Raw genomic sequence first — 5,512 nt, forward strand, 5'->3', positions numbered from 1 at the left:
GCATTTTTTCGCTGCTCCTCAGTTTTCTTCGAGCTAGATCACTTTCTCGAGTGCGCTCGCCTTCTAGAAAATTTGTGATCAAATGTAAGTCTCCTTTAAGATTACCTCTTTTTTATCCCTCAATGCAAACTTGATCGCCTAGTAGTGTATTTACGATACAATGTCAAGACCTAATATCTTACAAGTGAGACTTTCTGACGAAGAACTAGAAAAACTAAAACGGTATGCTCAACAAAAACAAATTTCTGCTGCCGAAGTTGTCAGGGATTGGATTAAAAAGTTAAAGTAATCAAGCCGCCCTCCGCTCTGCTAAAGGGCGGGGTTTTCAACCCAAATTTTCGATAAAAACCCACTTGATTCCTAGTAATGAGACAGCTTATGTTAGATTTTCAGCTATCTGTTCAGCCTGAAACAGAAAAACGCCTTAAAAAGATTTTAAACTCTATCAAAGATCAAGAAAAATTTGCCCAAAGTATTATTGATACTAAATCTGGTTATTAAAAACTGATTATTTATTCCCCCTTTTGCCTTTTGCCTCTTGCCTCTCCTGATATGTAGCCTATACTCAACGGATTTAGTATGATTATCAGATTGCCGAACTACAAAAAAGCAACTTGAATCTAAAATTATATTTAGCGGATCTGGAAAAACAATATCAAATGACATCCCCAGAATTTTATCAGCAATTTTCCCAGGGTATTTTAGGAGATGAATCGGACTTCATAGTTTGGTCTGGACTATACGAAATGCTTCTTCAAAACGAGGCTAATCTCCAGGAATTAAAATGATTGAAGCCTATTTTTTGCAACTCGAACAAACCATTTGAGAATTTACCAATGTGAGATATTTATCACTGACCAAGAAAATTTATAACGCAAGTCAAGGCTATATTAATGGTTAAATTATTTTTAAAAATAATCATCGCTTATACCATTTTTCTTTATTCTTGGCAAGCATCCTAATCCCCTCTTCCCTTCTGGGAGAGGGGTTGGGGGTGAGGGTAATTAACCATCTCTGCCATTACTTTAAAAAAATGGTATTATTCTGACTCCTGAATCCTCACTCCTGAATCCTCACTCCACCAACAAACTTTTTCAGCAAACCCTATTTAAGAGCCAATTTTAAAGGCTTCTAGAAATAAACTATAGGTGATACCAATTTTTAGTAAATTGAAAGATTCTCGCAGAATCGGTGCGGGTTTAGCCTGAGAACTTTTTCGGTAAACAATCCGGCTAATCGCCTCTGTAAACAGCACTAATAAACCGGCAGCGGTGACATCCCATTGAGCAGTTTGGCCGGCAGTGGTGACAATTGCTTGACCAGAAAAAACTCCAAATAAAACACAAATTATCTGTAGGGAAAGCCGCCGCCAAGGATTACCAAAAAAGCTATTAAATCGACTGCTGGTGACATTAGCCAGCGTACTTAAACGGGTGCGTTGCATGGCCATATTTATTTAGAAGTAATACGATTAAGAAGCCACAAAGAAGTAACGATACCAGTAAAGTGAGCGAGAATTGTATTAGTATTAGCCTGCACAATTAACAGGTCAACCGAATTAACAAATTGACTGGGGTTAGAGGCAACATTAAAAGTACCTTGGGGAACATTGAGGGATTTAATTAAGACGATTCCCGCTAACGCTTGCGCTCCCAAAATCGTTAAAAACATCCCGATAATATTAGCGATTAAACCCTGACGGATTAACTGAATAGTATCGGATTTTTTCGGGCGACTATCTTGATCACCCCTCAACATTTGACGGGCAATTTTCATGTAACGAGAGGAAAAGAAAATGGCGACTACCAAGAAACCAGCCCCACCAATGGCACATAAAACACCGATTTCAATACCAGAAGTGCGTTGTCTCGTCCCTAATAAACTAGCGGTAGCAATGAGTAATAAAACCCCTGAAATTACGCCCAGGACAATCTGCGTCCAAAAACCGACTCTTCCCTGACGTAAAAGGATATTAGCAGCCCGTTGGACGGCGGGGGGCAAGGAATAAAGATCAGAATCTCTCGGGGTGGATATATTGGTAATTTCTGATTGTTTGTCTCTCATCGGGGTTAAGCTAGGGATTGGGTAAATCTGGTCTTGATCTATTTTCGTCTTTTTTTTTGCCCATGGCTAGAGATTTAATAAACCTCTGGCATAATTAATTTTTCAGGGTTCAAAGACGGCAAAAATAATGATTAAATGGCCTAAAATCTGTAAATAGACCATTTAATTGATTATTATTCATTCTTAATTCTCCTGACTACTGACTACTGGCTACTGACTCCTAACCCTAACAACAATTTTTGATTTTTACAAGAGGTCTAATTTTGGCACTGACTGGCTATCTGTTTAGCTTCCACCTGTAAACGCTGGGCCATGCGAAACATTTCTTGACCGGTGTGGAGAGAGCGATCATCGTAGTTAAGGGTAAAGGTTTCTAATTCTTCTAGTCCGTCAGTGAGATGATTGAGACAGTAGTAAAGAGAAGCGGCCACTTTGGCCATTTTGGCAGGGTTGGGCCGTTGGCAAAAGAGGGTTTTGGCTCGATCGAGATTTTGGCGACAGGTTTCTAGATAGTCTTGAAAAACAGCCATTAACTGATCATCGAAGGGATCGGCGGATAGGTGATCGATCTGACCTTTGAGAGGTCGGATAATTTGACCGATCAGGCGATTAATCGGGCTATAGGTCTGGTTATACCACTGTTTAACCAGGGCTTCGTCTTCCTGGACTGCTTCTTTGTAACGATGGTAATTTGCTTGGGCGCTGGCAGTGCGTTGGGCGCGTTTTTCGGGAGAATTGGCGATTAGTTGGTTATCGTAGTCCTTTCTTAGCCTCGGATCGCTTAAAATCTCGTAGGCGGCGTTAATAGCGACGATTTTATCGTGACTGGCACTATCGTTTTGACTATCGGGATGGAATTGTCTGGCTAAACGCCGATAGGCCCGTTTAATCTCCTCAGGGGTCGATTTATGGCTGATTTCTAAGGTTTGGTAGTGGTTGCCGGTCATGAGCGCAAGCGATCGATCTGTCTTTTATTATTATCGACTATGGTTAACGCGGCGGAGAAGGAGAATTGTCGAGAGTGGGAAAGTGGGGAGGTGGGGTGTGGGGTGTGGGAAGAATACATAAAAATAATCTCCTGTCTCCTGAATACTGACTTCTGACTCCCGACTCCTGACTTCTAACCCCATGTTGGCCAAAGATAAGCAAAAATTATCTATTGACTCCAAAAACTTGAGAATATTTAAATTAACATTTCGCAATATTTATAAATTCTTAAGAATTAATTGAGAAAGATTTTTATTTAACAACGATTTTACAATGGTTACAGCGATTTGATAGAATTTCATAATGGGTTATTCTGTGCTTTTTTGGACAGCAATGGTTGAAACCCTTGCCACACCTACAAGGTGATCCTAGTTAAGACAGCTAAATTAGTCAATTTCACCCACAACGATGATCTTTTTTTTGTGTAGTTTTATTGCAAAGAAAAAGTTTTTTTGACAAAAAGCACAAAGTATGAATTAGGAAGTGGGGAAGTGGGGGGATGGGAGAAGGGAGAATAAATAAAAATAATCTTCAGCATTCTGAATTCTGAAGAAATTGGCAATAATTAGACAAAAGGATTGATTTCAGGGATATCCTCGATCGAGGCTAAGTCTATTGGGCCCGATCGCTCTTGTCTAAGATAATAGGGACAATGAAGCTGACAATCGGGACGATGGGGAAAATCAACTAAATCATTTTGGTATGCTGATAGATAGCGATCGAGAGCCTTCAATAAACGGCGTAAATCCCGCCCTGTCTGTTGGTGTAGTTTCCGATTATAGTTAAAAGTAATTTGTTCGGGGCTGCGGGGTAACTGCACAAACCAATAGGTCATCGATAAACTATCAAGAGGATAAGCAGAAGTTTCTGCCAACACATACAGATAAAGTCTCGTCTGCCAATTTTTGGCTAGTTTGTCAGCATCGATAGGTTTTAAGTAGGTTTTCCAGTCAAAAATTACCGCTCGATCGCTCTCTAGTAAAATTAAATCATAGATAACCGTTAATAAATAATTACCCACAGTTAAACTGCGACAATGTTCCGCTTCTCGATTGGGTTCTCCCGGATTTTGGGCAATGGCTGGGGCAGCCTTTAATAGGGCTGTTAAACAATGTTCTAACTGTTCATTTTCCCGTAATAAAGATGCGATCGGCAGCCCTAATTCCCGCTGCTGTAATAATAGGTGAAACTGACTGCCCCATTCTTGCCCTTGTAATTGTTCAGGGTCAGCCGGTGTGTTAAGTTCCTCTAGATAGACTTTTTGAAATCTGGGTGGACAGGTTTCCAATAGGTTTAAATGACCTTGGGCAAGACGGTAGATCTTAGGCATAATAGGGTTATCGTGAATAAAACAGCAGTTAGCCGATGATTTTGGGCTGACAGATGGTAAACCGTATTATATAGTTTTCCCGATCAATTAAGAACATCTTGCCCTAGGGTAGGCATTGCCTACTAATTCTGGTGCAGTCCTAACAATGGCTGAAATTTGCTTATTTAAAATAGTTGTTTCAGAACAAGTATTAGAAGAATGCCAGCGAAATCTTTATAAAAAAATCTCCTTAGCACTTCCTATTTTTAAGCAACTTATCAGCCAGATAAATCCTGAAATTTTACCGAATCCATCGCCAATTCAAAAATGAAACGCATCAACCTCAAGAGTTGACAAAGAAAGGCTCATCAGGTACTGTCTGATCATTAACAAAAACAAATCAGACCCAAAAATGAGCCACCAACATCTTAACATAGAACAAAGAAACTTGCTCTACCAACTTAGTCAGGAGGGAAATTTATCTCAACGGCAAATGGCCGTCTGGCTCGGATGTCATCAAAGCACAATATCACGGGAATTAAAAAGGAATCAAAGTTCCCTTGGCTGCTATCTACCTGACACAGCACAAGCTCAAAGCGAGACAAGGCGAAAAAATGCCAAACAACCCTTTAAAAATGTCAGCGAGTCAGCCTTAGAGTTGGTCAAAGAAGGATTGAAAGATTATCATAGTCCCGAACAAATAGCAGGTCGTCTGAAAAGAGCCAGTCAAGAATCTCTCAGTCACGAAACCATCTATCAAATGATCTATCAGAACTATCACGGATGTGGAGAGTACCAGAAATATTTACGCCGGGGGCTTTGTCAAAGAAAGAGTCGAGGCGGAGCAAAAAGTAAGCGTGGAGGGATTCCAGGGCGTGTAGATATCAGCGAGCGACCAGCAATTGCTGACCAGAAAACCGAGATCGGTCATTGGGAAAGTGACACGATGATTGGAGGAAATCATCTAGGAGTTCTCGTTACCCATGTAGACAAGGCCTCGAAATTTCTAGTAGCAGGATTAGCCAAAAACAAAACCGCATCGGAAATCAATAGAGTCACAGAAAAACTTTTTCAAGAGATTCACCCTGACCAAAGAAAAACCTTTACTTGTGACAACGGCAAAGAATTTTGTGGACATCAAGAGTTGAGTCA

Annotated in this window: 9 protein-coding genes; 5 read left to right on the forward strand and 4 right to left on the reverse strand. The window is 40.4% G+C overall.

Annotation, left to right across the window (positions count from 1 at the left end; all coding sequences use genetic code 11):
- The first annotated feature begins 160 nt into the window (after positions 1-160).
- The 3 genes from IM456_RS10950 (at position 161) to IM456_RS10960 (ending at position 788) form a co-directional block, all read left to right on the forward strand.
- Positions 161-289, forward strand: coding sequence for a YlcI/YnfO family protein (locus IM456_RS10950; protein WP_079207831.1), 129 nt, complete (start codon positions 161-163; stop codon positions 287-289).
- 89 nt (positions 290-378) lie between these two features.
- Positions 379-501 (forward strand): hypothetical protein, encoded by a 123-nt coding sequence (locus tag IM456_RS10955; RefSeq protein ID WP_287693297.1) that lies wholly within the window; start codon positions 379-381, stop codon positions 499-501.
- 113 nt (positions 502-614) lie between these two features.
- Entirely contained in the window at positions 615-788 is a 174-nt protein-coding gene (locus IM456_RS10960) for a hypothetical protein (RefSeq protein WP_253881494.1), read from the forward strand.
- Positions 789-1,108: 320 nt separating this feature from the next.
- On the opposite strand, the gene IM456_RS10965 is transcribed toward IM456_RS10960, so the two are convergent.
- The 4 genes from IM456_RS10965 to IM456_RS10980 form a co-directional block, all read right to left on the reverse strand.
- Positions 1,109-1,450: a DUF565 domain-containing protein gene (locus tag IM456_RS10965; protein ID WP_149988384.1), complete on the reverse strand. Its 342-nt coding sequence runs from the start codon at positions 1,448-1,450 to the stop codon at positions 1,109-1,111.
- Positions 1,451-1,452: 2 nt separating this feature from the next.
- Positions 1,453-2,064 carry a DUF3611 family protein gene (locus IM456_RS10970; protein ID WP_008195984.1) on the reverse strand — a complete coding sequence of 204 codons (612 nt, stop codon included), beginning with the start codon at positions 2,062-2,064 and terminating at the stop codon, positions 1,453-1,455.
- A 257-nt stretch (positions 2,065-2,321) separates the two neighbouring features.
- On the reverse strand, positions 2,322-3,011 hold the full coding sequence (locus IM456_RS10975; RefSeq protein WP_149988383.1) for a J domain-containing protein: 690 nt from the start codon (positions 3,009-3,011) through the stop codon (positions 2,322-2,324).
- Positions 3,012-3,616: 605 nt separating this feature from the next.
- Positions 3,617-4,381 (reverse strand): PD-(D/E)XK nuclease family protein, encoded by a 765-nt coding sequence (locus IM456_RS10980; protein ID WP_149988381.1) that lies wholly within the window; start codon positions 4,379-4,381, stop codon positions 3,617-3,619.
- Between the two features lie 145 nt (positions 4,382-4,526).
- On the opposite strand from IM456_RS10980, the gene IM456_RS10985 reads away from it, so the two are divergent.
- Together IM456_RS10985 and IM456_RS10990 are read left to right on the forward strand one after the other, a co-directional pair.
- The gene (locus IM456_RS10985) at positions 4,527-4,691 is read left to right on the forward strand and encodes a hypothetical protein (protein ID WP_172970569.1); all 165 of its coding nucleotides are present in this window, start codon (positions 4,527-4,529) and stop codon (positions 4,689-4,691) included.
- Positions 4,692-4,772: 81 nt separating this feature from the next.
- Positions 4,773-5,512: IS30-like element ISMae39 family transposase (locus tag IM456_RS10990; protein WP_287707058.1), on the forward strand; the 740-nt coding region annotated here is incomplete at its 3' end.

It is taken from the genome of Microcystis sp. M079S1 (assembly GCF_020246425.1).
GTDB classification, from domain to species: Bacteria; Cyanobacteriota; Cyanobacteriia; order Cyanobacteriales; family Microcystaceae; genus Microcystis; species Microcystis aeruginosa.

Bases quoted from the DNA above. Each gene is read 5' to 3' on its own strand.
- IM456_RS10985 (WP_172970569.1), top strand. From the start codon at position 4,527: ATGGCTGAAATTTGCTTATTTAAAATAGTTGTTTCAGAACAAGTATTA.
- IM456_RS10975 (WP_149988383.1), bottom strand. From the start codon at position 3,011: ATGACCGGCAACCACTACCAAACCTTAGAAATCAGCCATAAATCGACC.
- IM456_RS10965 (WP_149988384.1), bottom strand. From the start codon at position 1,450: ATGGCCATGCAACGCACCCGTTTAAGTACGCTGGCTAATGTCACCAGC.
- IM456_RS10955 (WP_287693297.1), top strand. From the start codon at position 379: ATGTTAGATTTTCAGCTATCTGTTCAGCCTGAAACAGAAAAACGCCTT.
- IM456_RS10950 (WP_079207831.1), top strand. From the start codon at position 161: ATGTCAAGACCTAATATCTTACAAGTGAGACTTTCTGACGAAGAACTA.
- IM456_RS10980 (WP_149988381.1), bottom strand. From the start codon at position 4,381: ATGCCTAAGATCTACCGTCTTGCCCAAGGTCATTTAAACCTATTGGAA.
- IM456_RS10970 (WP_008195984.1), bottom strand. From the start codon at position 2,064: ATGAGAGACAAACAATCAGAAATTACCAATATATCCACCCCGAGAGAT.